General features: G+C 69.3%; 24 protein-coding genes. 15 read left to right on the forward strand and 9 right to left on the reverse strand.

The features are described from left to right. Positions 1–7 precede the first annotated feature (7 nt). From ACVBEQ_RS07020 to ACVBEQ_RS07040, 5 genes are all read left to right on the forward strand, one after another. Entirely contained in the window at positions 8–1,210 is a 1,203-nt protein-coding gene (locus ACVBEQ_RS07020) for a DUF885 domain-containing protein (protein ID WP_447153558.1), read from the forward strand. A gap of 136 nt (positions 1,211–1,346) precedes the next feature. After that, positions 1,347–2,039: a response regulator transcription factor gene (locus ACVBEQ_RS07025; protein WP_447153559.1), complete on the forward strand. Its 693-nt coding sequence runs from the start codon at positions 1,347–1,349 to the stop codon at positions 2,037–2,039. Between the two features lie 22 nt (positions 2,040–2,061). After that, a complete protein-coding gene (locus ACVBEQ_RS07030) occupies positions 2,062–3,759 on the forward strand; it encodes a sensor histidine kinase (protein ID WP_447153560.1) in 1,698 nt (565 codons plus the stop codon). A gap of 366 nt (positions 3,760–4,125) precedes the next feature. After that, positions 4,126–5,418, forward strand: coding sequence for a PhoH family protein (locus tag ACVBEQ_RS07035; RefSeq protein WP_447153610.1), 1,293 nt, complete (start codon positions 4,126–4,128; stop codon positions 5,416–5,418). Between the two features lie 89 nt (positions 5,419–5,507). After that, complete coding sequence (locus ACVBEQ_RS07040) at positions 5,508–7,097, forward strand: ICP22 family protein (RefSeq protein WP_447153561.1); 1,590 nt, start codon at positions 5,508–5,510, stop codon at positions 7,095–7,097. A gap of 31 nt (positions 7,098–7,128) precedes the next feature. Here the strand turns inward: ACVBEQ_RS07040 and ACVBEQ_RS07045 are convergent, their stop codons facing one another. Continuing rightward, complete coding sequence (locus ACVBEQ_RS07045; protein WP_447153562.1) at positions 7,129–8,532, reverse strand: class II fumarate hydratase; 1,404 nt, start codon at positions 8,530–8,532, stop codon at positions 7,129–7,131. Between the two features lie 98 nt (positions 8,533–8,630). Here ACVBEQ_RS07045 and ACVBEQ_RS07050 point away from each other — a divergent pair, with 98 nt between their 5' ends. Further along, positions 8,631–9,185: a DUF4245 domain-containing protein gene (locus tag ACVBEQ_RS07050; protein WP_447153563.1), complete on the forward strand. Its 555-nt coding sequence runs from the start codon at positions 8,631–8,633 to the stop codon at positions 9,183–9,185. Between the two features lie 3 nt (positions 9,186–9,188). On the opposite strand, the gene ACVBEQ_RS07055 is transcribed toward ACVBEQ_RS07050, so the two are convergent. Next, on the reverse strand, positions 9,189–10,202 hold the full coding sequence (locus tag ACVBEQ_RS07055; RefSeq protein ID WP_447153564.1) for a PHP domain-containing protein: 1,014 nt from the start codon (positions 10,200–10,202) through the stop codon (positions 9,189–9,191). 58 nt (positions 10,203–10,260) lie between these two features. On the opposite strand from ACVBEQ_RS07055, the gene ACVBEQ_RS07060 reads away from it, so the two are divergent. Beyond that, positions 10,261–11,052 carry an SDR family oxidoreductase gene (locus ACVBEQ_RS07060; RefSeq protein WP_447153565.1) on the forward strand — a complete coding sequence of 264 codons (792 nt, stop codon included), beginning with the start codon at positions 10,261–10,263 and terminating at the stop codon, positions 11,050–11,052. 125 nt (positions 11,053–11,177) lie between these two features. Next, the gene (gene panD, locus ACVBEQ_RS07065) at positions 11,178–11,594 is read left to right on the forward strand and encodes an aspartate 1-decarboxylase (RefSeq protein ID WP_447153566.1); all 417 of its coding nucleotides are present in this window, start codon (positions 11,178–11,180) and stop codon (positions 11,592–11,594) included. Here the strand turns inward: panD and ACVBEQ_RS07070 are convergent. The 3 genes from ACVBEQ_RS07070 to ACVBEQ_RS07080 are packed head-to-tail and all read right to left on the reverse strand — an operon-like array spanning position 11,591 to position 14,461. Continuing rightward, positions 11,591–11,824, reverse strand: coding sequence for an exodeoxyribonuclease VII small subunit (locus tag ACVBEQ_RS07070; RefSeq protein ID WP_447153567.1), 234 nt, complete (start codon positions 11,822–11,824; stop codon positions 11,591–11,593). The two genes, panD and ACVBEQ_RS07070, sit on opposite strands and share 4 nt — an antisense overlap. Before the next feature lie 58 nt (positions 11,825–11,882). After that, a complete protein-coding gene (gene xseA / locus ACVBEQ_RS07075; protein WP_447153568.1) occupies positions 11,883–13,157 on the reverse strand; it encodes an exodeoxyribonuclease VII large subunit in 1,275 nt (424 codons plus the stop codon). Beyond that, complete coding sequence (locus ACVBEQ_RS07080; protein WP_447153569.1) at positions 13,154–14,461, reverse strand: lipid droplet-associated protein; 1,308 nt, start codon at positions 14,459–14,461, stop codon at positions 13,154–13,156. The genes xseA and ACVBEQ_RS07080 overlap by 4 nt, the downstream gene beginning before the upstream one ends. 154 nt (positions 14,462–14,615) lie before the next feature. Here ACVBEQ_RS07080 and ACVBEQ_RS07085 point away from each other — a divergent pair, with 154 nt between their 5' ends. After that, positions 14,616–15,578, forward strand: a complete 963-nt coding sequence (locus ACVBEQ_RS07085; RefSeq protein ID WP_447153570.1) for a 4-hydroxy-3-methylbut-2-enyl diphosphate reductase — start codon at positions 14,616–14,618, stop codon at positions 15,576–15,578. Between the two features lie 61 nt (positions 15,579–15,639). Here the strand turns inward: ACVBEQ_RS07085 and ACVBEQ_RS07090 are convergent, their stop codons facing one another. Both ACVBEQ_RS07090 and ACVBEQ_RS07095 read right to left on the reverse strand, forming a co-directional pair. After that, positions 15,640–16,086, reverse strand: coding sequence for a DUF6542 domain-containing protein (locus ACVBEQ_RS07090; protein WP_447153571.1), 447 nt, complete (start codon positions 16,084–16,086; stop codon positions 15,640–15,642). Beyond that, positions 16,083–17,216, reverse strand: a complete 1,134-nt coding sequence (locus ACVBEQ_RS07095) for a DNA recombination protein RmuC (RefSeq protein ID WP_447153572.1) — start codon at positions 17,214–17,216, stop codon at positions 16,083–16,085. The genes ACVBEQ_RS07090 and ACVBEQ_RS07095 overlap by 4 nt, the downstream gene beginning before the upstream one ends. A gap of 347 nt (positions 17,217–17,563) precedes the next feature. Here ACVBEQ_RS07095 and ACVBEQ_RS07100 point away from each other — a divergent pair, with 347 nt between their 5' ends. Further along, complete coding sequence (locus ACVBEQ_RS07100) at positions 17,564–18,514, forward strand: sulfotransferase family protein (protein WP_447153573.1); 951 nt, start codon at positions 17,564–17,566, stop codon at positions 18,512–18,514. A 109-nt stretch (positions 18,515–18,623) separates the two neighbouring features. Here the strand turns inward: ACVBEQ_RS07100 and ACVBEQ_RS07105 are convergent, their stop codons facing one another. After that, positions 18,624–19,478 carry an aldo/keto reductase gene (locus tag ACVBEQ_RS07105; protein ID WP_447153574.1) on the reverse strand — a complete coding sequence of 285 codons (855 nt, stop codon included), beginning with the start codon at positions 19,476–19,478 and terminating at the stop codon, positions 18,624–18,626. Between the two features lie 76 nt (positions 19,479–19,554). Continuing rightward, positions 19,555–20,457, reverse strand: coding sequence for a glycoside hydrolase family protein (locus ACVBEQ_RS07110; protein WP_447153575.1), 903 nt, complete (start codon positions 20,455–20,457; stop codon positions 19,555–19,557). A gap of 363 nt (positions 20,458–20,820) precedes the next feature. Between ACVBEQ_RS07110 and ACVBEQ_RS07115 the strand changes: the two genes are divergently transcribed. From ACVBEQ_RS07115 to cysD, 5 genes are read left to right on the forward strand one after another with little or no spacing between them, the layout of a single operon-like run. Beyond that, positions 20,821–22,611, forward strand: coding sequence for a nitrite/sulfite reductase (locus ACVBEQ_RS07115; RefSeq protein ID WP_447153576.1), 1,791 nt, complete (start codon positions 20,821–20,823; stop codon positions 22,609–22,611). After that, on the forward strand, positions 22,608–22,808 hold the full coding sequence (locus ACVBEQ_RS07120) for a hypothetical protein (protein ID WP_447153577.1): 201 nt from the start codon (positions 22,608–22,610) through the stop codon (positions 22,806–22,808). Before ACVBEQ_RS07115 ends, ACVBEQ_RS07120 begins: the two co-directional genes overlap by 4 nt. Further along, on the forward strand, positions 22,808–23,509 hold the full coding sequence (locus ACVBEQ_RS07125) for a phosphoadenylyl-sulfate reductase (RefSeq protein WP_447153611.1): 702 nt from the start codon (positions 22,808–22,810) through the stop codon (positions 23,507–23,509). The genes ACVBEQ_RS07120 and ACVBEQ_RS07125 overlap by 1 nt, the downstream gene beginning before the upstream one ends. Then, positions 23,491–24,105 (forward strand): adenylyl-sulfate kinase, encoded by a 615-nt coding sequence (gene cysC / locus ACVBEQ_RS07130; RefSeq protein WP_447153578.1) that lies wholly within the window; start codon positions 23,491–23,493, stop codon positions 24,103–24,105. The genes ACVBEQ_RS07125 and cysC overlap by 19 nt, the downstream gene beginning before the upstream one ends. Before the next feature lie 2 nt (positions 24,106–24,107). Continuing rightward, complete coding sequence (gene cysD / locus ACVBEQ_RS07135; protein ID WP_447153612.1) at positions 24,108–25,055, forward strand: sulfate adenylyltransferase subunit CysD; 948 nt, start codon at positions 24,108–24,110, stop codon at positions 25,053–25,055. Positions 25,056–25,142: the final 87 nt, after the last annotated feature.

Here is a 25,142-nt window from a genome sequence, read left to right on the forward strand (position 1 = left end):
TGACCGCGTGGATCTGGTCACCGAGTATCTGAAGCTGGGCCTGCGGTTCGACAGGGTGGTCGACGGGTTCGTCGATGCCTACACCGGCGATCCGGCGTTGCGCGAACAGGTCGCGGACGAGCCGGCCCCGGATCCCGCGGACCTCTCCCGGCAGGCCGCGGCACTGTCCGCGGCGGTGCCGGACGCCGGCCTGTCAGCTCCCCGGGCGGCCTTCATCGCGGCTCACCTCGAGGCGTTGGCGGTGGCCGGCCGCCGGCTCGCGGGGGAGGCCATGTCGTTCATCGACGAGGTGCACAGCTACTTCCAGGTCCGGATCCAGGAGGTCGACACCGACGTCTACGCGGCGGCCCACGACGAGCTCTCCACGATCCTGGGCGGTTCCGGCCCCGTGGCAGATCGGCTGTCGGCATTCCGGTCCGCCGAGACCTGCCCGCCCGAACTGGTCGAGCGGGCGGTGCGAACCGTGGCGGCCGCTCTGCGAGAGCGGGTCACCGGGCCGACCGGGCTCGCGGGACTGCCCGAGCACATCGACTTCGAGATCGCCCGTGACGTCGCGTGGAGCGGCTTCAACTACTACCTCGGTGGCTACCGGTCACGGGTGGCGGTGAACGCGGACATCGGACACCGGATGAGCCAGTTCGGCGTGCTGGTCGCACACGAGTGCTACCCCGGCCACCACACCGAGCACTGCCGCAAGGAGGACCTGCTGGTCAACCGGGGCGGCGAGGCCGAGCACACGATCTTCCTGGTCAACACCCCGCAGTGCCTGATGGCCGAGGGGCTCGGCGACCTCGCGTTGACCGCCGCCGTCGGCGACGGCTGGGGACGCTGGCTGGCCGAGGTGCTGGACGGCATCGGTCCCAGGTTCGACCCGGAGGTGGTCGAGGCGCTCGAGGTCGCGTCACGGCCGCTGAACACCGTCCGGCAGAACGCCGCCATCCTGCTGCACGACCGGGGCGCGGACCCCGAGGACGTCGTCGCCTACCAGCAGCGCTGGGCGATGTCGAGCGAGGAGCAGGCGCGTCAACGCATGCGCTTCCTCACCGATCCGCTGTGGCGCGCGTACACCTCCACCTACGTCGAGGGGGACCGACTGCTCCGGCCATGGCTGACTGCGCGATCGCCGGAGACGACTGCGCTGCAACGGTTCCAACGACTGCTGGACGAGCCGTTGACGCCCGCCGTCGTCCAGGCGGAGCTGGCCGCCTGACAACCGCCTCGACGCGGCGCGCAAAGCCGGCCTTCATGGGCAGTTCCCATGGGATTCTTCGGAGTGTCCGGTTCGGCTCTGGTGAGCTGGCCGACGTATGCCGGGTCCACGGTGACCGCGCCAAGAGGGAGTACCGATGAGTGGTCAGGCCAGATTGCTGGTGGTCGATGACGAGCCGTCCCTGCAGGACATCGTCGCAACCTCGATGAGGTTCCTCGGATATCAGGTCGCGGTCGCCGCCACCGGCCGCGAAGCGGTGCGGATCGCCACGGACAGCCACCCCGACCTGATCATCCTCGACGTGATGCTGCCGGACTTCGACGGTCTCGAGGTGATGAAACGGGTCCGCGCCGCCGGTGTCGGATCCGGCGTCGTCTTCCTGTCCGCGCGTGATACCCCTGCCGACAAGATCGCCGGCCTGACCGCGGGCGGCGACGACTACGTGACCAAGCCGTTCGGTCTGGAGGAGCTGGCCGCCCGGGTCGCCGCGGTGCTGCGACGCACCCGCCCGGACGCCGCCGAGGACGGCGTCCTGCGGGTCGCCGACCTGGAGCTAGACCCCGAGACGTACCAGGTGACGAGGGCGGGCCAACCCATCGAGCTGGCACCGACCGAGTACAAGATGCTGCGTCACCTGATGATCAACGCCAACGTCGTGCTGTCCCGCCAGCAGCTGCTTGACGCGGTGTGGGGAACCGACTTCTACGGTGACGATTCGGTGGTCGCCACCTACATCTCCTACCTGCGGCGCAAGATCGACGCGACGGGCGAGCCGCTGATTCACACCCATCGGGGTTTCGGTTACGTCCTGCGCGGCCAGCGGCGGTGACCGTGCCGCACGCTGAGCAGGCATGAGAACCGGACGGGGGCAGGACACGGTGGACACGGCCGCAGCACCGCCGGCGCTACCGCCGACCAGCATGCGACCGTCCAGCCCGGGCTCGCAGGTCACCGGCCGGCGGCCGGTGAACACCGTCTCGCACCGCCGGTGGAGCCTGCGGGCGAGGTTGATCGCCCTGGTCGTCGCGACCGCGGCCGTTGCACTCGTCGCGGTCAACATCGTGCTGCCGCTGGTGGTGCGCGATGCCGCCATCGCGGCCAAGGACGCCACCCTCACCGGCGTCATCACCACGATCAGCCGGGATTCGAACGTCAGCGCCAGGATGCTGTCCGACCTCAGTAGCCTCGCGCAACTGCGCGGCGAGATCGGCTGGTCGTCCGTGTCGGGTTCCGGGATATCGCTGGTCGAGGTCCCGACGGTCAGTGACAGCACGGCGAATCCGGACGTGGCGGGAATCGACTGGTCGACCAGTGGCCCCGTCACCGTGCCGGATTCCTCCAACCCCGAGAATCGTTATCGGGCACGGGGTTTCAAGGTCGCGATCAACGAGCGGCCCGGTTACCTGGTGGCCTGGATGCCGCTCACCGACATCGACCAGACGTTCCGCCGGCTCATCCTGGTCGAGTTGCTGGTGACCGGCGGCCTGCTGGTCCTGCTGGGCGCGACGGCCGGTCTGGTGATCCGCCGGGAGCTCCGTCCGCTGGAATCAATGGCGACGGCTGCGGACGCGATCGCGCAGGGCGACCTGCAGCGCCGCGTCGACGAGTCGGACCCTGGGACCGAGATCGGCCGGCTGGGCGTGGCGTTCAACGACATGCTGGACGGCATCTCCACCCTGCTCGACGAGCGGCGCCGCAGCGAGCACCGGCTGCGGCAATTCGTCGCCGACGCCTCCCACGAACTGCGGACACCGGTCGCCGCGGTCCGTGGGTACACCGACCTGTACGCGGCGGGCGCCCTGCCCGACGACGGAGCGGTCGAGCGCGCCATGCAGCGTATGGGATTCGAGTCCCGGCGGATGGGTGCGCTGGTGGAGGACCTGCTGACGCTGATCCAGGCCGACGCCGAACGCACCATGATGCACGAATCGGTCGACCTGTCCGAGCTGCTGACCGGTGTGGTCGACGACGCCGCCGTCATCGACCCGAGCCGGACCTGGCGACTGGCCGGCAGCTTCGGACCGGTCGTGGTGCTGGGGGACCGGCTGCGCCTGCACCAGCTGTTCGCGAACCTGCTGGGCAACGTGCGTACCCACACCCAGCCCGGGACGACCACCACCGTCTCGGTGCTCCCGGGGCTCCAGGACATCGCCGTCACGGTCAGCGACAACGGGCCGGGGGTGTCTGACGAGGATCTGCAGCGTTTGTTCGACAGGTTCTACCGGGTCGACGCCTCGCGCAGCCGGGCAAACGGCGGCACCGGTCTCGGGCTGTCCATCGTGGCGGCGATCGTCCGGTCGCACGGCGGTGAGATCCACGCCTCTCACACTCCGGGAGGCGGTCTCACCATGACGGTCGTCCTGCCCAGGGCCACCGGAACCGCCGCCGTGCCGGCTCCGGCCGAAGCACCCCCGGCGCAGGCCTTACCGGTGCGGGCAATGCCGGTGCAACCCCCGCCCTCCGATGCACCGCCCGCAGGCGCACCGCGAGTCGATACGCCGCCGGCCGGCAGCGCAGGTGGGGGAACCGGCAACGGCCCGGCAACCTGATGTTCACGGGCTTGTTCGCGTGTTAGCAGGGTTCCGCGAAATCCCGCGGGTAGCGTCCGAGGAGTGAGCCGCAGGACAAGCGGTCACACGGGAGGCCCCGATCGTGCGTGCCGCTGATGCAGCACCGAGCACGAGGGGGCCGGCACCGGGCCCCCGTGCCATCCGACGAGTTGTCGGAGGCCGAAGGGACACCGCCGGCCCTTCTCGAAGAACCGGACGTGCTGGTCCGCGTCCGCTTGGGAGCCGCTCGTGGTTGCACGCCGTTCCGCCCCCGCAGTCCCGGCAACAGCATCGAGCACGACAGATCTGAACCCCACCAATCACGGAGGTGCCGCGGCGCCGCCCGGCGCATCCGGCGACCAGCGTCTGACGTACGTCATCGATACCTCCGTTCTGCTGTCCGATCCCTGGGCGCTCAACCGTTTCGACGAACACGAGGTGATCCTGCCGCTGGTGGTGATCGGCGAGCTCGAGGCCAAGCGGCACCATCCGGAGCTCGGGTACTTCGCCCGGCAGTCCCTGCGCATCCTCGACGAGCTGCGCATCGATCACGGCCGGCTGGACTCTCCGGTGCCCGTCGGCGCCCCCGGCGGGACCCTGCATGTCGAGCTCAACCACACAGATTCAGCTGTGCTGCCGGCTGGATTCCGCAATGACAGCAACGACTCCCGCATCCTGGCCTGCGCGCTGAACCTGGCGTTGGAGCGACCGGCCAACACCGTCATCCTGGTCACCAAGGACATGCCGCTGCGGGTGAAGGCCTCGGCCGTCGGCCTGGCCGCGGACGAGTACCACGCGCAGGACATCGTGCCGTCCGGGTGGACCGGAATGGCTGAATTGCCGGTGACCAGCGAGCAGGTGGACACGCTGTTCCACACCGGGCTGATCGACGTCGACGAGGCGCGGGAACTGCCGTGTCACACCGGCGTCAAGCTGGTGACGTCGTCCAGTTCCGCCCTTGGTCGGGTGACTCCGGGCAAGCAGATCCGGCTGGTCCGCGGCGAACGTGAGGCATTCGGGCTCCGTGGCCGGTCGGCAGAGCAGCGGATCGCGCTCGACCTGCTGATGGACGACGAGGTGGGCATCGTCTCGCTCGGCGGCCGGGCCGGAACCGGCAAGTCCGCCATGGCGTTGTGCGCGGGACTCGAACTGGTGATGGAGCGCCGCGCGCACCGCAAGGTCGTCGTGTTCCGGCCGCTGTACGCCGTCGGCGGGCAGGAACTGGGCTACCTCCCCGGCAGCGAGAACGACAAGATGCAGCCGTGGGCGCAGGCGGTGTTCGACACGCTGTCCGCCGTTGCCTCGCCGGCCGTCATCGAAGAGGTCATCGCCAGGGGCATGCTCGAGGTGCTGCCGCTGACCCATATCAGGGGCCGCTCGCTGCACGACTCGTTCGTGATCGTCGACGAGGCGCAGTCGCTGGAACGCAACGTCCTGCTGACCGTGCTCTCCCGGCTCGGCACCAACTCCAGGGTGGTGCTGACCCACGACGTCGCCCAGCGGGACAACCTCCGCGTCGGCCGGCATGACGGCATCGCCGCCGTCATCGAAACGCTCAAGGGCCACCCGCTCTTCGCGCACGTGACGCTGACCAGGTCCGAGCGGTCACCGATCGCGGCGCTGGTGACCGAATTGCTCGAGTTGCCCGACCTGGCGTGACCCGGCGGGTCGGCGTGCGCCCGTCACGGGCAACCGGCACAGTGAGGTGCGGGCGTCCGGATGTGCGCCGCCGACCTGGAGAGGTGCCGATGAGACGAGCCCGCAACGCTGCCGGAGCACTGGCGGCGGTGACGATCGGCGCCGCCGCCCTGCTCATCACGTTCGTCCCGGCGCAGGCGGCACCGAACCCACCCGTTGCCGCGCCGGAACCGGCGGGCCTTGAGACCCCGGTCAGCACGGCCAACGGGACCCGTACCCTGGTCGTCGACTCGACCACCGGCCTGCCGGTCGAGAATGCGTCGATTGCCGTGCAGGGCAAGGGGTTCGATGTCGATCACGGCCTCTTCATCGCCGTCTGCCAGGATGGCTCCGGCGCTCCGGAGACGCTGACGAAGTGCGTCGGGGGCCCCATCCCGGATGGCAACACGACGACGGGCTGGGCGCACATCACGGCGGACGGCGAGGGCGCCGGCGGGGTCAAGGCGGCGTGGGGACCCGACGGGTCGTTCTCCGTCACGCTGGCCCTGCCGAAGGTCGACGAGGGCGACGTCAACTGCGTCACCGGGAAGTGCTCGCTCTACACGGCCAGCGACGACGACTCCATCCGTGCCGAGGACAACGCCGTCCCGCTGGCCTTCGCCGCACCGCCGACTTCATCCAGCGAGCCGCCGCCGACCACGCCGAGTTCGACGGCGCCGACCGCACCCGGCACGGCGATCGTCCAGGTCGTGCAGAGCGCCTCGATCGTCGCGGGCGGGACCCAGCTGGTGGTCTTTTCCGGCTTCCAGGCGGGCGAGCAGGTCAACCTCACCCTGTTCTCCGCACCGCTGACGCTGTCACCGGTGCAGGCCGATGAAACCGGGGTGGCGCGGGCGGAGTTCGTGGTACCCCCGGACTTCGCCGCCGGGACGCACCGGCTGGAGGCGATCGGCCAGGAGTCCCGGACGGTGGGAGTGGCCAGCTTCCAGGTGACGGCGCCGCCGGTGTCCACCTCGTCGACGCCCTCATCGACCCCGTCGTCGACCTCGACGCCCAGTTCCAGTTCGAGTCCGTCGACGTCCTCCCCGCCGGCCAGCAGTTCGGCGAGCAGCAGTGCCGCGCCGTCCACGGCCGTCACACCGACTGCGGCAGCGGGGACCTCGGATGACGACGGGTCCAGCCTGTGGTGGCTGTGGCTGATCCTCGGCATCGTGGCGTTGGCGGCCATCATCACCGGCATCGTGGTGTACCGGCGCAACAAGGAACAGCAGCAGCGCGAGCGGGACGAGCAGGAGATCACCGACGCCGCGGCCCGTGAGCAGGCGGCCGGCACCTACGGCACGCCGGGCTACGACCCGGGATCGGACGCCCCGACGGTCTTCCTGCCCCCGGTCGCACCGGGCGGGCCGCCGGCCGGTGCCGACCCCTACGGTCTGCTGTCCGGTCGGGAAGATCTCTATCCGGGAGGTGACCCCGCCGGACCGACCGAGATCCTGCCGCCAGCGGACCACAACCAGGGTCGCGGTCCCTACGGCTCGCCGCTCGGCGAGGGCCAGGGTGAGGGCTACCGGCCGCCGGCGTCCGATCCGGCGTCCGATCCGATCGATGGGCCGGGAACCCAGGCGTGGACGCCCGACGAGGACGACACCCCCGACCAGCCGCCGAGCGGCGGCGAGCCCGGCCCCGACCAACGGCGGTAAGCCGGGCCACCCGTATTTACGGGTGCCGTGTTTACGGGTGGGTCATCGAGAGCACGTCGAGCGCCGCGTCGAGCTGTTCGGCGGTCAGCGTGCCGTTGTCGACGTGCCCGCGTTCGAGAACGACCGTCTTGATCGTCTTGTTCTCCTTGAGCGCCTGCTTGGCGATCTTCGCCGCTTCCTCGTAGCCGATGTACTTGTTCAGCGGCGTGACGATCGACGGCGACGACTCGGCGTAGGCCCGCATCTTCTCGACGTTGGCGGTGATGCCGACGATGCACCGGTCGGCCAGCACCCGGCTGGTGCTGGTCAGCAGGTTGATCGATTCCAGCAGGTTGCGACCGATCACCGGCAGCATGACGTTCAGCTCGAAGTTGCCCTGGGTGCCGGCGAACGCGACGGTCGCGTCGTTGCCGATGATCTGGACGCAGGCCATCATCGTGGCCTCGGGCAGCACCGGGTTGACCTTCCCGGGCATGATCGACGAGCCGGGCTGCAGGTCTGGAAGCGCGATCTCGCCGAGCCCGGCGGTGGGCCCGGAGCCCATCCACCGCAGGTCGTTGCAGATCTTGAACAGGCTGACCGCGACCGTCCGCAGCTGACCCGATGCCTCGACCAGACCGTCCCGGGCGGCCTGCGCCTCGAAGTGGTTGCGCGCCTCGGTGAACGGCAGGCCGGTGGTCGCCGCCAACTCCTCGATGACGGCGGCGGAGAACCCGGGCGGCGTGTTGATGCCGGTACCGACAGCGGTTCCGCCCAGCGGCAGCTCGGCGAGCCGGGGGAGCGATGAGGTGAGCCGCTCCCGGCCATTGCGGATCTGCGCGGCGTAACCGCCGAACTCCTGCCCGAGGGTGACGGGCGTGGCGTCCATCAGGTGCGTCCGGCCGGACTTCACCACGGTCGCCCACTCGACGGCCTTGGCTTCGAGGGCCTGCTCCAGGTGCTCCAGTGCGGGCAGCAGGTTGCGGACCACGGATTCGGTCGCCGCGACGTGGATCGACGTCGGGAACACGTCGTTCGAGGACTGGGAGGCGTTGACGTGGTCGTTCGGGTGAACCTTGGAGCCGAACGACTCGGCGGCGACGGTGGCGATGACCTCGTTGGCGTTCATGTTCGAGCTGGTGCCTGAACCGGTCTGGAACACGTCCAGCGGGAAGTCGCCGGCGAACTCACCGGCCGCCACCCGGTCGGCGGCGGTCTTCACGGCCTCGCCGATCTCGGCGGGGATCACCCCGAGCCGGACGTTCACCGTCGCGGCCGCGGACTTGATCAACGCCAGCGCCCTGATCTGCGACCGCTCCAGGGGACGGCCGGAGATCGGGAAGTTCTCCACCGCCCGCTGGGTCTGCGCCTGGTACTTGGCGTTCCGGGGTACTCGGACCTCGCCCATGGTGTCGTGCTCGATGCGGTAGTCGACCTCGCCGTTGTGATCTGCCATGTGCCAACGCTATCCGGGGCGGTCACCCGGCGACCAACCGACGTCGACCCGACTCGGTCACACCCGGGCAGCGGCGTCGCTCGTGCAACCATGGTCTGGTGGCCCGACGACGACCCAACACCCTGCGTGACATGGCGCTCTCGATGGGCCTGATCGCCGTGGTCACCCTTGTCCTGGTCGGCATGTACGGCGGGGTGAGCTTCTCGCCGGGCGGTCCGTCCGGCGGTCAGGTCGTCACCGCGGACGTCACGGGCGGACTGGAGAAGGCGCCACCGCTGGTCGGTTTCCCGGTCGTCATCCCGTCCGACATACCCGCCGGGTGGACGCCGAATTCGTTCTCCTTCACCGAGAAGCCGGGCAGCCCGGCGCAGCCGCCCGCGGCCCGGGCCGGTTGGCTCACCGAGGCGGGCCGCTTCATCACCCTGGTCCAGTCGAGCGGCGCGGTGACCGACGTGCTGACCGCCGAGGTCGGCGCCGCCGGTCCGGCGAAGGGCACCGAAACGGTCAGTGGTGCCGAGTGGACTGTGACGACCGGCCGGCGCACCGAGCAGGCCTGGTTCCGATCCGTCGACGGGGTCACCTATCTGATCACCGGTAGTGCGTCGCCGGAGGACTTCCGGGTTCTCGCCGGCGCCGCTGCGGTGACGACCTGACAGTCAGCGGCGGTTCGTCCAGTCCAGCAGGTCCTGCACCGGCCAGGTGTTGACGATCCGGCCGAGCGGCACCTCGCACTCGGCGGCCCGCGCGCACCCGTAGGACTGCCAGTCCAGCTGACCTGGGGCATGCGCGTCGGTGTCGATGCTGAACAGGCAGCCGGCGTCGACCGCCTGCCGCAGCAGCCGGCGCGGCGGGTCCAGGCGCTCTGGCCGGCTGTTGATCTCGACCGCCACGCCGTTCTCGGCGCAGGCGGCGAACACCCTGGAAGCATCGAACTGGCTCTCCGGGCGGGTTCCGCGGCCACCGGTCACCAGTCGCCCGGTGCAGTGCCCGAGGATGTCGGTCCGTGGGTTCTCGATGGCCCGCAGCATCCGTCTGGTCATCGCCGCCGCCTCCGACCGCAGCTTGGAATGCACCGAGGCGACGACGATGTCGACCCGCCCGAGCAGGTCGTCGGTCTGGTCGAGGGTGCCGTCCTCGTTGATGTCGCACTCGATGCCGGACAGCAGCCGGAAGTCCCCGAGATGCTTGTTCAGCGTGGCGACGATCCGCAATTGCTTCTCCAGTCGCTCGACCGTGAGCCCATTGGCCACCGTCAGCCGCGGGGAATGGTCGGTGAGTGCCTGGTACTCGTGGCCCAGTTCGACCGCGGTCACGGCCATCTCCTCGATCGGACTCCCGCCGTCGCTCCAGTTGCTGTGCGAGTGCAGATCACCGCGGAGCGCCGCCCTGATCTCCTCGCCACCCTCGGCCAGTGGACGCGCGTCGCGTTCGAGATCGGCCAGGTAGTCCGGGGTCCGGCCGGACACCGCCTGCTGGACGACCGCCGACGTCTTCGGCCCGATCCCCGGCAGATCGACCAGAGTGCCTGCCTGCACGCGCTTCTCGAGCTCACCGGGGGCGAGTCCGGCCAGCGTCAGCGCCGCGGTGCGGAAGGCCTTGACCCGGTAGGTCGGAGCCTGCGAGCGCTCGAGCAGGAAGGCGATCCGACGCAGGGCGGCCATCGGATCCATTGACGCAGGCTAAACCCTGGCCCTCGGTGGTCTGTCCCGGCCATGGCACGCTCGGTCGATGTCGTCATCAGCACAGCAGTCATCAGCACAGCAGTCGGAGGACTCCCGGATCGCCGTGGTCACCGGAGCCGGCAGTGGGATCGGCGCAGCCACGGCGCTCGCGCTCGCCGCCGAGGGGTGGCAGGTGGTCCTTGCCGGGCGCCGCGCGTCCGCGCTCACCGACGTCGCCGCGAGCGGCGCCGACCTGACCGGTGGCTTGCACCCCGTGCCGACCGACGTCACGGACGAGGCCGCCGTCGCCGCCCTTTTCGATGGTGCAGTCGCCGAGCACGGCAGGGTAGATCTGCTGTTCAACAACGCCGGCATGTTCGCCCCGTCCCGGGAGCCCGACGAGATACCGCTGGACGAGTGGAACCAGGTCGTCGCGGTCAATCTGACCGGCGCCTTCCTCTGCACCCGCGCGGCCTTCCGGGTGATGCGGGCGCAACAGCCGCAGGGCGGCCGGATCATCAACAACGGGTCGATCTCCGCCCATGTACCGCGGGTCCGGTCCACGGCGTACACGGTGACCAAGCACGCGATCACCGGGCTGACGAAGTCCACCTCGCTGGACGGCCGGCCCTACGGCATCGCCTGCGGCCAGATCGACGTCGGCAACGCGGCCACCCCGTTGACCGCCCAGTGGAGCGGGGGCACCCGGCAGCCGGACGGCAGCCTGCGCGTCGAACCCACCATGGACGTCGCCGACGTCGCCCGCGCCGTGCTCTACATGTCGAGCCTGCCGCTCGCCGCGAACGTCCTGACCATGACGGTGATGGCCAGCGCGATGCCGTACGTCGGCCGCGGCTGAACGGCCTCGTCGACCACGGGTTGACCGAAGGGGTGTGACCACATTCACCGGCGGTGGTCGACCCGTCCGTGTGATCCTTGGGCGCGCTCATCAGGTCAACGCTCGACCAGTCCCGGGAGGCAACGATGCTCCGTCCGATGCTCATCGGCAAGATCCACCGGGCGACGGTGACGGCCGCGGACCTGAACTACGTGGGTTCCATCACCATCGACGCGGATCTGCTCGACGCTGCGGATCTGCTCCCGGGCCAACAGGTCGACGTCGTCGACGTCACCAACGGCGCCCGGCTCACCACCTACGTCATCGCCGGTGACCGCGGCCGGGGCGGGGTGTCGATCAACGGTGCGGCAGCGCACCTGGTGCATCCGGGAGACGTGGTCATCGTCATCGGCTACGGCATGTTGACCGACGCGGAAGCGCGCAGCAGGGCGGCGAATGTGGTGTTCGTCGACGCCGAGAACCGCATCGTCCAGCTGGGTACCGACGCCGGTGACGTACCGCTCGGGTTCCGACTCATGCCGTCCGGAATCGGCCGTTCCTAAGCGTCTGACCCCGCAGCCGCTTGCTGCTCGTCCAGTTCCTGCTGCTCCGATTTCCGCAGGGCCGCCTCGACCCGCTCCCTGGCTTCCTCGAGGAATCGGGTGCAGACGCCGGCCAGGTGCTCGCCGCGCTCCCACAGGGTGAGTGACTCGTCCAGGGAGAGTCCGCCGGACTCCAGCTGGGCCACCACCGAAGCGAGTTCGTCCCGCGCCTGCTCGTAGGACGATGTCATCAGAACTCCTGTGCTGCAGTCGGTGTCGGTGTCGGTGTCGGTGTCGGTGATGTCGGGATCATTCGGCCGGTTCGGATCCGGTGGTGGTGGCATGCAGGGCGCCGTCGGCGACGCGGATCCTCAGCTCGGTGCCGACCGGTGCTTCGGTGATGGAGCGCAGCACGGTGTGACCGGTCTGGACGACGGCGTAGCCCCGGGCGAGGGTGGCGGCCGGGCCGAGTGCCGAGAGCTGGGCGCGGCGGTGCGCGATGTCCCGGTCGATGCGCTCCAGGGTCATGGTGACCTGCGCCCGACCGCGGTCCCGCAACCGGCTGACATCGGCGACCCTGCCGGCGATCGGGGTCAGCGGGTCGGCCAGGACGGTGGCGGAGGTCAGCCTTCGCAGCCGCGCCTGCTCGGTGCTCACCCAGCCGGTCAGCGCGCGCCTGGCCCGCCCACGAAGCTGCTCGACCTGGCGCAACTCGCCTGCGGCGTCCGGAACGACCCGCTTGCCGGCATCGGTCGGCGTCGAGCACCGCACGTCGGCCACGTCGTCGATGATCGGGTGGTCGGGTTCGTGACCGATGGCGGAGATCACCGGTGTCCGGCACCGGGATACCGCCCGGCACAGCGCCTCGTCCGAGAACGGCAGCAGATCCTCGACGCTGCCGCCGCCGCGGGCGATCACGATGACGTCGACGGCAGGGTCGGCGTCCAGCTTCGCCAGCGACTCCATGAGCTGCGGTACTGCCGAAACCCCTTGCACCGATGGGTTCTCGACCTTGAACCGGACGGCCGGCCAGCGGGCCCGCGCATTGGCCAGCACGTCGGACTCCGCGGCGCTGGCACGCCCGGTGATCAGTCCGACCACGCCGGGCAGGAACGGCAACGGCTTCTTGCGCTCCGGTGCGGTCAGTCCCTCGGCGGCGAGCAGCTGCCGGAGCCGTTCGAGCCGCGCCAGGAGTTCGCCGAGCCCGACGGGGTGGATCTGGTCCACCCGGAAGGTGAGCGATCCGCGGGCCGGGTAGAACTCGAACCGCCCGTGCACCACCACCCGTGAGCCCTCGGTGGGCGGCGGCGACAGGGCGGTCAGCACGGATCGGGAGCAGACGACGGACAGCGACATCGACACCGACGGATCCCGCAGGGTCAGGAAGGACATCTGCGATCCGGAGCGCATGCTCACCTGGGCGAGCTGACCCTCCACCCAGGCAGCGGGTGCCTTCGACACATACTCGGCCATTCGCTGGGCGAGAGCCCTGACTGGCCAGGGGTTCTCGCGGGTCGTTTCACCGGCCTTGGCCGGCAGTGCGGGTCGACCGCCGGAGCTGTCGGATCGTGCGGCCGTGCTCACGAGTTCTGGGCGTCCAGCGTGACGATCCGGTTGCTGAGCAACGTCAGGAACGGTGGGCGGTTGGCGTTCGCGCGTTCGTACTCCAGCAGATCGGCGACGTCCTGGGCGGTCAGCTCACGAAGGTGACCCCGCACCTGGGCAAGGGTCATCCGGTCGTAACCGGGCAGCGGCAGATCCTGGTCGTCGTCCTCGATGAACGCCTGCTCGGCCACCGCTTCCTCGATCAGGGCCTCTTCGATGACCGCTTCCTCGATCAACGCCTCTTCGATCAGTGCCTCTTCGATCACCGCGGCGTCCGCCGCGGCCTCGTCGACCGCGTCCTGCATCACGGTCTCCAGCACGACCTCATCGATCACTGCCTCCTCGAGGGCGTCCTCGAGCTCCGCCCCCTCGGTGGCGACCTCGATGGCCTGATCCTCGAGGGCCATCTCTTCCTGCACGACCTCGTCGAGCGCTTCCTCGAGGATGGCCTCTTCGACTGCGGCTTCCTGGACGGCCTGACGAAGCGCGGCTTCCTGCTGGACGACCTCGTCCAGCGCTTCTTCCAGCAGGGCCTCCTCGACGGCGGCCTCCTCGACCGCCTCCTCCAGGATCGCCTCGTCGAGGGCGGCTTCCTCGAGTGCCTCCTCGATCTGCGCCTCCTGCGCGGCCGCGCCCTCCAACGCTTCTTCCAGCACGGCTTCCTCGAGCACCGTCTCCTCGACGAGTTCCTCGGCGAGCACAGCGGTCTCGATGGCGGCCTCGGCGTCGAGAGCGATCTCCTCGACGAAATCCTCGATGGCCGCCTGCTCCAGAGCGGCCGCCTCGGAAGCGGCGTCGTCGGTCGCGACCAATGCCTGCTCGACGACGGCGTCCGGGACCTCGACGGCCGCCGCCATGGCGATCGTCGTCTCGGGCGGGAGGGACGAGGCCTCCGGGGTCTTGCGGGAGGTGTCCTTCTCCTTTTCCGGCGCAGGGCGAGCGTCCGCTGTGCGGGCCTTCGGTCGGGCGGCGGTATCGCGCCCGGCGCGCGGCGGCGTCGCCGGGCGGGGCTGTGTAGCGGTGCGGGCGGGGGGTTCGTCGTCATCGAAACGTGCCCAGGAGGGGCTCTCCTGCGGTGCGCCGATCACCCCGCCCAGCAGTTCGTCACCGCGGGTCGCCAGCGTCGCGATCTCCTGCTGCACCTTCATGGACAGTCGCATGGCGTTGCCGACGAGCGAGACGGGCAGCGCGGGGATGTCCTCGGGGAGCGCGCGGACGCGGTCGATGCCGGTCGCGAGGAGTCCGGCGGCAACGCGAAAAGGCAGCGGAAGCGTGATGGCCATGCCACCAGCCTGCCCCATTGGTCCCCGTCGCGTCACCGGGGCCACCGGGCGGCCCCGATGAAGGGCGGTCGCGGCGTGCCCGATCGGTGTGGGATCAGCCACCGGCCGTGCGCGGCCGACCCGCCGGGTCTGCTCGGCGACCTACCATGAAGCCATGACAGCTCCAGTCCGACGTGTCCTGCTCGCCAGCCCGCGCGGCTATTGCGCCGGCGTCGACCGTGCCGTCGTGACCGTGGAGAAGGCGCTGGAGCAGTACGGCGCGCCGGTGTACGTCCGCAAGCAGATCGTCCACAACAAACACGTCGTTGCCAACCTCGAGGCCCGCGGCGCCATCTTCGTCGACGAGACCGACGAGGTCCCGGTGGGTGCGTTGGTGGTGTTCTCCGCACACGGCGTCTCCCCGGCCGTGCACGAGGAGGCCGCGCAGCGCCGGCTGCAGGTGATCGACGCGACCTGCCCGCTGGTGACCAAGGTGCACAAGGAGGCCCGCCGGTTCGCGGCGGAGGATTACGACATCCTGCTGATCGGCCACCGCGGCCACGAAGAGGTCGAGGGCACCCAGGGCGAGGCGCCCGAGTCGATCCAGCTGATCAACGACCAGGCCGACGTCGACAGTGTCAGCGTGCGCGACCCGGAGAAGGTGATCTGGCTGTCGCAGACCACCCTGTCGGTGGACGAGACGCTGGAAACGGTCGATCTGCTCCGCCGGCGGTTCCCGCTGATGACGGCGCCGCCGAGCGACGACATCTGCTACGCGACGCAGAACCGCCAGGAAGTGGTCAAGCAGATCGCGCCGGACTGCGACCTGGTCATCGTCGTCGGCTCGAAGAACTCCTCGAACTCCGTCCGGCTCGTCGAGGTGGCCCTGGATGCCGGTGCCCGGACCTCGTACCTGGTGGACGACGCGAGCGAGATCGACGAGAGCTGGCTGGCCGGCGCGGACACGGTGGGCGTGACCAGCGGGGCGTCCGTTCCCGACGACCTGGTGATCGGGGTACTCGACTTCCTGGTGGAGCTCGGCTACCCGGCGGCCGAGGAGTTCGCAGCGGCCAAGGAGACGCTCACGTTCTCACTGCCGAAGGAACTGCGGAAGGATCTGCGTCCCGCGACAGCCTGACCTGCTCTTCCGGCCGCGTCAGGGCGTGTGACGTCAGGCGCGCGACGCCAGCCGTGCGATGTCAGGCGTGCGACGCCCGGGACCGCTGGCCGGACCGCAGCGGCTGGGCCAGGATCCGGATGAAGCCGATCAGCACCGCGGCCGCGGTACCCAGCGCCATCGTCGGGAAGGTGCCGATGATCCGCAGGCCGGTGCTGTAGAAGCCGCCGGACTGGGTGAACAGCATGCTGCCGACCACCAGGCCCACGACCAGCACCAGCGGGGGTTGCACCATCGCGGTGAAGATCGAACCACGCCGCACGGCAAGCGCGGCCAGCACGACGCCGGCGTAGAAACCGATCCGCAGACCCCAGGCCAGGGTCCCGGTCGCCAGGCCGTCGATGGCGGCGCCGCCGAGCGTCAGCACGAGAGCCAGCAGGATCACCGCCCACGATGGCAGTCCCCGGACACCCGGGAGGACCGAGGCGTCGGCGGTCGGCACGCGGGTCGCGGCGGCAGTGGTGCTCACCCGTCCACGGTAGCGTCCCAAACCCGGCGCGAGGCACTGCGCAGCGGCATCACCTGCGCGGGGTCAGGCGGGTCGTCGATCAGTTCGGCCGCTTGCGGGCGTCGGGGAACCACGTCCAGTTGTTCCGGCGTCGGGAGTTCTTCGCCGGTCACTCCCAGGTCGGTGAACCGCCGGGCCGTCACCAGAACCCGCGTCTCCATCGACCGGACGGTGTGGTTGTAGGACTGCACCGCCCTCTCCAGCCCCGCACCGAGACCGGTCAGATGCCCGGCCAGGGTGCCGAGCCGCCCGTGCAGTTCGCGGCCGAGGGCGTGGATCTCTGCCGCGGACGCCGACAACCGTTCCTGGCGCCAGGTGAAGGCGACGGTCCGGAGCAGCGCGATCAACGAGGTCGGGGTGGCGATCACCACGTTCCTGCCGAATGCGTGATCGGAGAGCCCGGGGTCCAGCGCGAGCGCGGCATCCAGCAACGGCTCACCGGGGACGAACAGCACGACGAATTCGGGTGCCGGCTGGAAGTGCCGCCAGTAGGCCTTGGCGGCCAAAGCGTCGACATGCCCGCGGAGCGCGCGTGCGTGCGCCGCCATCAGCGCGCCGCGCCGTCGGTCGTCCGTGCAGTCCAGCGCTTCGAGCCAGGCCGCGAACGGAACCTTGGCATCCACCGGGATCTGCCGGCCGCCGGACAGACGGATGATCATGTCGGGCCGGACGCCCGGACCGTCGACGCCCGCCGCATGCGCACTCACCTGCGTCTGGAAGTCACAGTGCTCCACCATCCCGGCGAGTTCGACGACCCGTTGCAGCTGGACCTCCCCCCAGCGCCCGCGGACCTGCGGGGCGCGCAGCGCGCCGACCAACGAGCGGGTCTGGCTGCCCAGTTCGGCCGACGTCCGGTGCAGCGCGGCCACCTGCTCGCGAAGGCCCGCGTACGCACCGATCCGGTCCCTTTCGACCTCCTGCAGGCGCTGCTCCACCCGGGACAGCGCATCCGCGGCCGGGGCGAGCAGGCCCGCCACCTCGATCGCCGGATCGGTCGCTGCGCCGCGGACCGACCACCGACCGAGCAGCAGGCCGACCAGCAGGGAGCCGATGACCAGCAAGGCCCCGATGAGCAGTGCGGTGGAATCCATGGCGACAGCATGACCGCGCACACCGACAGGCCGGGTCAGAACGGCCTCGGCGCGCCCCGAGCCAAGGCGTGATCGACCTGGCGGCAATGTCGAGGCGCTACCCTGCACGCCATGCCCGGTCGGGAACTGCTGCTGGTCCGTCGCCGAGAGATCGATCTCGTGCGCGTCGCCGGTGCGTCCTGTCTGCGCCCCTGTGCCGGCTGATCCGGACCCTCCGGACCCTCTCACTCTTGCCGCTACCGCGCACCGAGCCGCGGTGCGGCCCTCGCGCTGTGGATGTCCCGCCATCGACGCTTCGCTGGTGGGCCATGCGGCGCAACCCCGAATCGTCTCCCCGAGGAGAAGTGATGGCCATTCCCGATTTCCTGATCATCGGCTCACCGAAGGCCGGGTCGACGGCCCTGCACGTTGCGCTGGCCCAGCACCCCGACCTGTTCCTGTCCACCCCGAAAGAGCCGAAATACTTCATGTGCGATCAGGCCCCGCCCGATCCCGCACACCAGAAGGGTCCCGGTGACGCGCACAGCGCGCGTGAGTGGGTGTGGGACCGGGACAGGTACCAGGGATTGTTCGAGGGCGCACCGGCCGGCACCCTGTGCGGCGAGAGCACGCCCTTTTACCTGTGGGACAGGGCTTCTCATGGCCGTATCCATGCGCAGGTGCCTCGGGTGAAGATGATCGCGGTGATCAGGGACCCCATCGACCGTGCGTATTCCAACTGGGGTCACCTGTGGTGTGACGGTCTGGAGCCGGAGGCCGACTTCCTCGCGGCCTGCCGAGCGGAGCCGGCCAGGATCGCTGCCGGCTACGCGCCGTTCTGGCGGTACCTGGAGACCGGCCTGTACGGGCAGCAGCTCGAGCACCTGTACGGGGTCTTTCCCAGGGAACAGGTCTTCGTGCTGAGGTACCGGCAGTTGATCGACAACTCGGCCGAGATCCTCGACGAAATCTGCCGGTTCCTGGGGGTGCGAACCGGCGTCGTGTCGAGCGTCCCACGCTCGAATGTGTCCACCTGGGTGCCGGACACCGCGGTCAATCGGGTCCTGCAGAAGGTGGTCCGGCTCGGTGCCGCCGGAGGGGCCCACCTGCCACCGCAGGCGTGGCGACAGGCGCAGCGACCACTGCTCGCGGCGCTGCATCGGGGGGCCCTGAAACGGCCGGCGCTGCCCGCGGAGCAGCGCAGGACATTGCTGCCGTACTTCGAGGCCGACAACGCGCTGATCGGGAAGCTGACCGGGATCGACTGCTCCGACTGGCTCAACGAGACCGGCCGGGGCGCGTTCACGGAGCGGCAGTGAGCACCGCGAGCAGACGAAGAACGGGACCACAACGGCGAAGGGCTCCGCATCTGCCTGCGCAGACGCGGAGCCCTTCGAGCTACACACTTTCCGAACCTACGACCGACGGTTACTTGCCGGGGATGTAGTTGAATTCGTCCGGGTTCGGACCGGTCCGCTCGTTTCGGTTCATGGCCGAGATGATGCCCATGTCCGGCGCTGCCAGCTCGAAATCGAAGATCTCGAAGTTCTCCTTGACCCTGCTCGGGGTGGTCGACTTCGGGAACACGATGTTGCCCAGCTGGATGTGCCAGCGGAGCACGATCTGCGCCGGGGTCTTGCCGTAGGTGCGGGCCAGCTCGACGATCACCGGATCATCCAGGACGGCGCCCTGGGCGATGGGCGACCAGGCCTCGGTGGCGATCCCGTGCTCGGCGTCGAACGCCAGCAGCTCCTCCTGGGTGAGGTACGGGTGGACCTCGATCTGATTCACCGCCGGCGGCACGGTGGCCTCTTCGTGCAGCCGACGCAGGTGGTGCGGCTGGAAATTCGAGACGCCGATCGCCCTGGCGCCGCCGTCGGTGTAGATCTTCTCCATCGCCCGCCAGGTCTCGACGTAGTCGCCCACGTCCGGCAGCGGCCAGTGGATCAGGAACAGATCGATCTGCTCGAATCCGAGATCGGCCAACGTCTGGTCGAATGCCTTCAGGGCGTCGTCGTAGGCGTGAAATCCGTTGTTCAGCTTGCTGGTGACGAAGATGTCACTCCGGGCCAGGTCGGACTGCGCGACGGCCTGCCCGACCTCCTTCTCGTTCCCGTACATCTCCGCGGTGTCGATGTGCCGGTAGCCGACCTCGAGGGCGGCCGTCACGGCAGCGGCGGTGTCCGCGGGCTCGATCTGGAACACCCCGAAGCCGAGCTGGGGGATCTCGACGCCGTTGTTCAACTGGATGTTGGGCACGGTGCTCGTTGCTGCTTCGGTCACGAAGAACTCCCGATCTGTTGGGTCTCTGGTGTGTCACTAATCCGGTGCCCATTGCAGGGCCTGCGGAAACAAATAGTCACGTCGCCACGAAGGTGGTCCGGAGCTCGTTGGCGCCGTCGTCCCTTGCCGTCTCGACGTACAGCCGCAGCCCGTCCGGCAGCTCCGCGATGGACAGGTACCGCAGGGTGTGTCCCGCGGCGCCGATCGGGCCGGCCGCCGCGACGAAGTCGTCCGGAGTCGCCCCGATGGCGAAACCGGTTCGCTCGAACCAGTTCTCCGCGGCCGACGCGCGACCGTCGTAACTGGCGATCCACTTCCCGTCGTACTCGAACGCGCTGGTGATCCTCGTTCCCCGGGCATCCCAGGATTGCGGGGTCGGTCCCAGTGCGGTTCGCTGCCGGGCCCATTCGATCCCGTCGGTGCTGGTGAGATAGACCGACCGCATCCGGTCCGCCTCGTCGTCGCCGAGGTCGAGCAGGTGCTCGCACGCCCACATCCGCCAGGTCGAGCCGCTGCGCGTGACGACCACGTCTTTCCATGCGGAGACATCGTTGCCGGGCAGCACCACCGTCCGCCGGCCGTTCTGCAGATCCGCCGGTGTGCCCCCGGGCGGTGTGTCGACCGCCTCCACCCACCAGTGTTTCGACCCGGGAGTGGAGCAACTCACGTAGAGCCGCCACCCGCCGTCCGGCCGGCGGATGAGGGCGGGCCGTTCGAGGGACGCGCAGTCGAAGGTTCGTGCCCAGACAGTCGCGACCGTCTCGAAGGTGACGCCGTCGGTCGAGGACGCGACGACATTGGCGTAGCCGCGGCCCTGGTCGACCGGACGACGCAGCCGATAGGCCAGATGGAACGCCCCTTCGTCGAACACCACGCTCGGTCCGCCGGCCCAGAAACCCTCGCCGACTCCGGGAGGCGAGATCACCACGTCCGACGGGCCCGTTGCCAATGCATTCCCGATGCGGTCGATGAGTGTCACGGCGCAGAGCATACGAAGGCTCCCGGACATCACCCTCCGGCAGGCGGACCCGGCAATCAACAGGATGCGCAGAAGTAAAGCCACCGAATGGGTGCGCAGGGGAGGTTTATCCCACGCTTCGGACGCAATTGGCTGGATCGGAGTGAAGCGGTGGCGCGGTATGCTCTGCCACATGTCTGCCCATGGTGTGTTCTTGGTGTGCTGCCGCGAGGTCGACCTCGTGCGCGTCGCCAGCGCCGCCTGTTGTTCTGCCGCCTGACACCCCGCCGCTCGCCAGCGCCGGGCTGTGATGTCGGCGCGCAGACCCCTCGGGTTTCCTTCGTGTTGATGTGACGGCTACCGGCTTGTCCGCAAGGATTCCCCGTGCCCCCAGTGAACAGCACCGCTCAGCCCGCCGCGCCTGCGCCGGTTCCGGCTGCATCGACACCTGCTGCGTCGAAACCTGCTGCGTCGACAACCGCTGCGTCGACGCCTGCCGCAACCCCGAGACCGGCCCGGCGGCCGCGCCCCGACGCCGCCCGGGGACAGGGCCAGTGGGCGCTGGGACACCGCGAACCGCTCAATCCCAACGAGCGGATGAAGAAGGACGACGACGGCCTGCATGTCCGGGAGCGGATCGAGAACCGTTACCGCTACACGGGATTCGACGGCATCGACCCGAGCGATCTGCGCGGCCGGATGCGCTGGTGGGGGCTCTACACGCAGCGCGCGCCTGGCATCGACGGCGGCCGGACCGCCGTTCTCGAACCGGAAGAACTCGAGGACAAGTACTTCATGCTGCGCGTCCGCATCGATGGCGGCCAGCTGACCACCGGCGGGCTTCGCACCATCGGCGAGATCTCGACGAAGTACGCGCGGGACACCGCCGACCTGACCGATCGGCAGAACGTGCAGCTGCACTGGGTGCGGATCGAGGACGTCCCCGACATCTGGCAGGCCCTCGAGGGTGCCGGCCTCAGCACGGCGGAAGCATGCGGTGACGTTCCCCGGGTCGTCCTGGGATCGCCGGTCGCAGGCATTGCGGCCGACGAAATCATCGACGGAACGCCGGCCATCCAGGAAATCGTCCAGCGATTCATCGGCAGCCCGGAATTTTCCAACCTGCCGCGGAAATTCAAGACGGCAATTTCCGGATCGCCGCGGCAGGACGTCGCGCACGAGATTCACGACATCGCATTCGTCGGCGTCGTTCACCCCGAGCACGGCCCGGGTTTCGACCTGTGGGTCGGCGGCGGGTTGTCCACCAACCCGATGCTCGGCCAGCGGCTCGGGGCCTGGATCCCGCTCGACGAGGTGGCCGATGTCTGGGCGGGCGTCATCTCGATCTTCCGCGACTACGGCTACCGGCGGCTGCGCAACCGGGCCCGGCTGAAGTTCCTGGTCGCCGACTGGGGTTCGGAGAAGTTCCGCGAGGTGCTCGAGACCCAGTACCTGCACCGCACCCTGGTGGACGGCCCGGCGCCGGAGTTGCCCCTCGGACCCCGGGACCACGTCGGCGTGCACGAGCAGAAGGACGGCCGGTTCTACGTCGGCATCAACCCGACGGTCGGGCGGGTGTCAGGCACCCTGCTCACCCAGGTCGCCGACCTTGTCGCCGCCCACGGGTCCGACCGGATCCGCACGACCACCGACCAGGGCCTGGTCATCCTGGACATCGAGGCGGACCGGATCGATTCGCTGGTGGCCGGGCTCGCTGCACTGGGCCTCTCGGTCAAGCCGTCGACCTTCCGTCGAAACATGATGGCGTGCACCGGGCTGGAGTTCTGCAAGCTCGCGATCGTCGAGACCAAGGCCCGCGGGATCGCGCTGGTCGACGAGCTGGAGAAGCGGATCGGCGATCTCGACGTCCCGCTGACGATCAACATCAACGGCTGCCCGAACGCCTGCGCGCGTACCCAGATCGCGGACATCGGGCTCAAGGGCATGATCGTCACCGACGCCAGCGGTGCCCAGGTCGAGGGCTTCCAGGTTCACCTCGGCGGAGGACTCGGCCTCGATGCAGGCTTTGGCAAGAAGGTCCGCGGCCACAAGGTCACCGGTGACGAATTGGCCGACTATGTCGAGCGGGTCATCAAGACCTTCGATTCGCAGCGCGATTCCGGTGAGCGGTTCGCGCAGTGGGTGGCCAGGGCGGACGAGGCGGCACTGCTGTGAGCGAGAACCGTGCTCCCGCCCAGTACTGCCCGTACTGCGGGGAGACCAACCTCTGGCCGCACGAGGATTCGCACGGCGCCTGGAGCTGCCGTGACTGCTACCGGGTGTTCGCGGTGCGGTTCATCGGCCTCGCCGGCCGGAGTACCGGTGAACCAGCACTCCCGACCGACGTCAGGCCGTCCGGGGTGATCTCGTGATCACCGCCCTGCGGTCGGGTGCGGACCTGGCGGCGGTCGCCGACCGGGCAGCACGGGAGCTTGCCGACGCCACCGCCGAGGAGATCCTCCGGTTCGCCGCCGACGAGTTCGGCAGCGGGTTCGCGGTGACCGCGTCCATGCAGGACACCGTCCTGGTGCATCTCGCATCCACGGTGCTGCCCGGAATCGATGTGCTCTTCCTCGACACCGGCTACCACTTCATTGAAACCCTGGGCACCGCAGACGCTGTCGAAGCTGTCTACGACGTCACGCTGCGCCGGTTGTTGCCGCTGCAGACGGTCGGCGAGCAGGACGCCCAGTACGGCAAGGATCTGTTCGCCCGGGATCCGGACCTGTGCTGTGCCCTGCGCAAGGTCGCGCCGCTGAACAGGGCACTGACCGGCTACGAGGCCTGGGGGACGGGGGTGCGGCGGGTGGAATCGTCGACCCGCGCAACCACTCCGGTCGTGCAGTTCGATGCGAAGCGCGGAAAGGTCAAGTTCGCCCCGCTGGCCGCGTGGTCCGACGACGATGTGGCCGCCTACATCACGAAGAACAACGTGCTGGTCAACCCGTTGATGGGGCCCGAATACCCGTCCGTCGGTTGCGAGCCGTGCACCAGGAAGGTGCTCCCAGGACAGGACGCGCGGTCGGGTCGCTGGGCCGGGCTCACCAAGACCGAATGTGGGATCAACCTGTGACGACGAGCCAGAACGCGCCCGCCTCCGCGGTCGCACCACGTGGAAACCGTTCCGCCGCAAGGGGATCCGGTGTGACGCTGTGGCTCACCGGGCTGCCCAGCGCCGGCAAGACGACGCTCGCGCTGGCACTGGCCGACGAGCTGACCGCCCGCGGCGCCGATGTCGAGATTCTGGACGGCGATCAGGTCCGCACGCACCTGTCCGCGGGCCTGGGATTCTCCCGCGAGGACCGGGAAACCCAGGTGACCAGGATCGGATTCGTCGCCGAACTGCTGGCCAGGCACGGAATCACCGTGCTGGTGCCGGTCATCGCGCCCTACGCCGACGCCCGCGCGAAGGTGCGTGCCCACCACGAGCGGCACGGCACCCGACTGCTGGAGGTGTACCTGTCGACGCCGGTCGAAGTGTGCGCCGAACGCGACGTGAAGGGCCTGTACGCCAAGGCATTTCGCGGTGAGATCTCGTCGATGACCGGTGTCGACGATCCGTACGAGATCCCGGAGAACCCGGACCTGCGGATCGATACCTCCGTGCTCGACCGGGAGGATTCCGTGGCCGCACTGCTCGACCTGCTCACCGAGAGGAGCCTTCTGTGACGATCACAGAAGAGGTGACGACCATAGAGGAGGCGCCGGCCGCCGCGCACCAGCGGGTCGCCAGCCCGCATCTGCGCGCGCTGGAGTCGGAGGCCATCCACATCTTGCGGGAGGTGGCCGGCCAGTTCGACAAACCGGTCATCCTGTTCTCCGCCGGCAAGGACTCGGTGCTCGTGCTGCATCTGGCCCGCAAGGCGTTTCACCCCGCGCCGTTGCCGTTCTCGCTGCTGCACGTGGACACCGGGCACAACTTTCCCGAGGTACTCGCCTTCCGCGACCGGGTGGTCGCCGAGGGCGGTCTGCGGTTGCAGGTGGCGAAGGTCCAGGACTGGATCGACGACGGGCGCCTCACCGAGCGACCCGACGGCACCCGCAACCCGCTGCAGACGGTGCCGCTGGTCGACACCATCGCCGAGCAGCAGTTCGACGCGGTGATCGGCGGCGCGCGGCGGGACGAGGAACGGTCACGGGCCAAGGAACGGATCTTCTCCCTGCGCGACTCGTTCGGCGGCTGGGACCCCCGGCGGCAGCGTCCGGAATTGTGGGGCCTCTACAACGGAAGGCACGCTCCCGGCGAGCATGTCAGGATCTTCCCGTTGTCCAACTGGACCGAACTCGACGTCTGGAACTACATCGAGGCCGAGGGCATCGACCTGCCGGAGATCTACTACGCCCATGAGCGGGAGGTGTTCCAGCGTCAGGGAATGTGGCTCAGCCCCGGCGACTGGGGCGGCCCGACCGGGCGGGAGACGCTGCAGCGCAGGCAGGTTCGGTATCGGACCGTCGGCGACATGTCCTGCACCGGCGCCGTGGAGTCGACCGCGACCGATGTCCGCGCGGTGATCGAGGAGATCATCGTCACCCGGATCACCGAGCGGGGAGCGACCAGGGCCGACGACAAGCTCGGCGAAGCCGCCATGGAAGACCGCAAGCGCGAAGGATATTTCTGATGGCCGCACTTCCGGCACCGGCTCCGCCTGCTCCGCTCGGCGGCGTCGCCTTGGACGATGTCGCCTTAGACGATGCCGTCCAGGCGC

This window comes from Nakamurella sp. GG22 (genome assembly GCF_052976845.2).

What these genes read in the sequence shown, in the direction of transcription:
- ACVBEQ_RS07025 (WP_447153559.1), top strand. Translation starts at nt 1,347, where the DNA reads ATGAGTGGTCAGGCCAGATTGCTGGTGGTCGATGACGAGCCGTCCCTG.
- ACVBEQ_RS07030 (WP_447153560.1), top strand. Translation starts at nt 2,062, where the DNA reads ATGAGAACCGGACGGGGGCAGGACACGGTGGACACGGCCGCAGCACCG.
- ACVBEQ_RS07040 (WP_447153561.1), top strand. Translation starts at nt 5,508, where the DNA reads ATGAGACGAGCCCGCAACGCTGCCGGAGCACTGGCGGCGGTGACGATC.
- ACVBEQ_RS07045 (WP_447153562.1), bottom strand. Translation starts at nt 8,532, where the DNA reads ATGGCAGATCACAACGGCGAGGTCGACTACCGCATCGAGCACGACACC.
- ACVBEQ_RS07055 (WP_447153564.1), bottom strand. Translation starts at nt 10,202, where the DNA reads ATGGATCCGATGGCCGCCCTGCGTCGGATCGCCTTCCTGCTCGAGCGC.
- ACVBEQ_RS07060 (WP_447153565.1), top strand. Translation starts at nt 10,261, where the DNA reads ATGTCGTCATCAGCACAGCAGTCATCAGCACAGCAGTCGGAGGACTCC.
- panD (WP_447153566.1), top strand. Translation starts at nt 11,178, where the DNA reads ATGCTCCGTCCGATGCTCATCGGCAAGATCCACCGGGCGACGGTGACG.
- ACVBEQ_RS07070 (WP_447153567.1), bottom strand. Translation starts at nt 11,824, where the DNA reads ATGACATCGTCCTACGAGCAGGCGCGGGACGAACTCGCTTCGGTGGTG.
- ACVBEQ_RS07080 (WP_447153569.1), bottom strand. Translation starts at nt 14,461, where the DNA reads ATGGCCATCACGCTTCCGCTGCCTTTTCGCGTTGCCGCCGGACTCCTC.
- ACVBEQ_RS07085 (WP_447153570.1), top strand. Translation starts at nt 14,616, where the DNA reads ATGACAGCTCCAGTCCGACGTGTCCTGCTCGCCAGCCCGCGCGGCTAT.
- ACVBEQ_RS07095 (WP_447153572.1), bottom strand. Translation starts at nt 17,216, where the DNA reads ATGGATTCCACCGCACTGCTCATCGGGGCCTTGCTGGTCATCGGCTCC.
- ACVBEQ_RS07100 (WP_447153573.1), top strand. Translation starts at nt 17,564, where the DNA reads ATGGCCATTCCCGATTTCCTGATCATCGGCTCACCGAAGGCCGGGTCG.
- cysC (WP_447153578.1), top strand. Translation starts at nt 23,491, where the DNA reads ATGTGGGATCAACCTGTGACGACGAGCCAGAACGCGCCCGCCTCCGCG.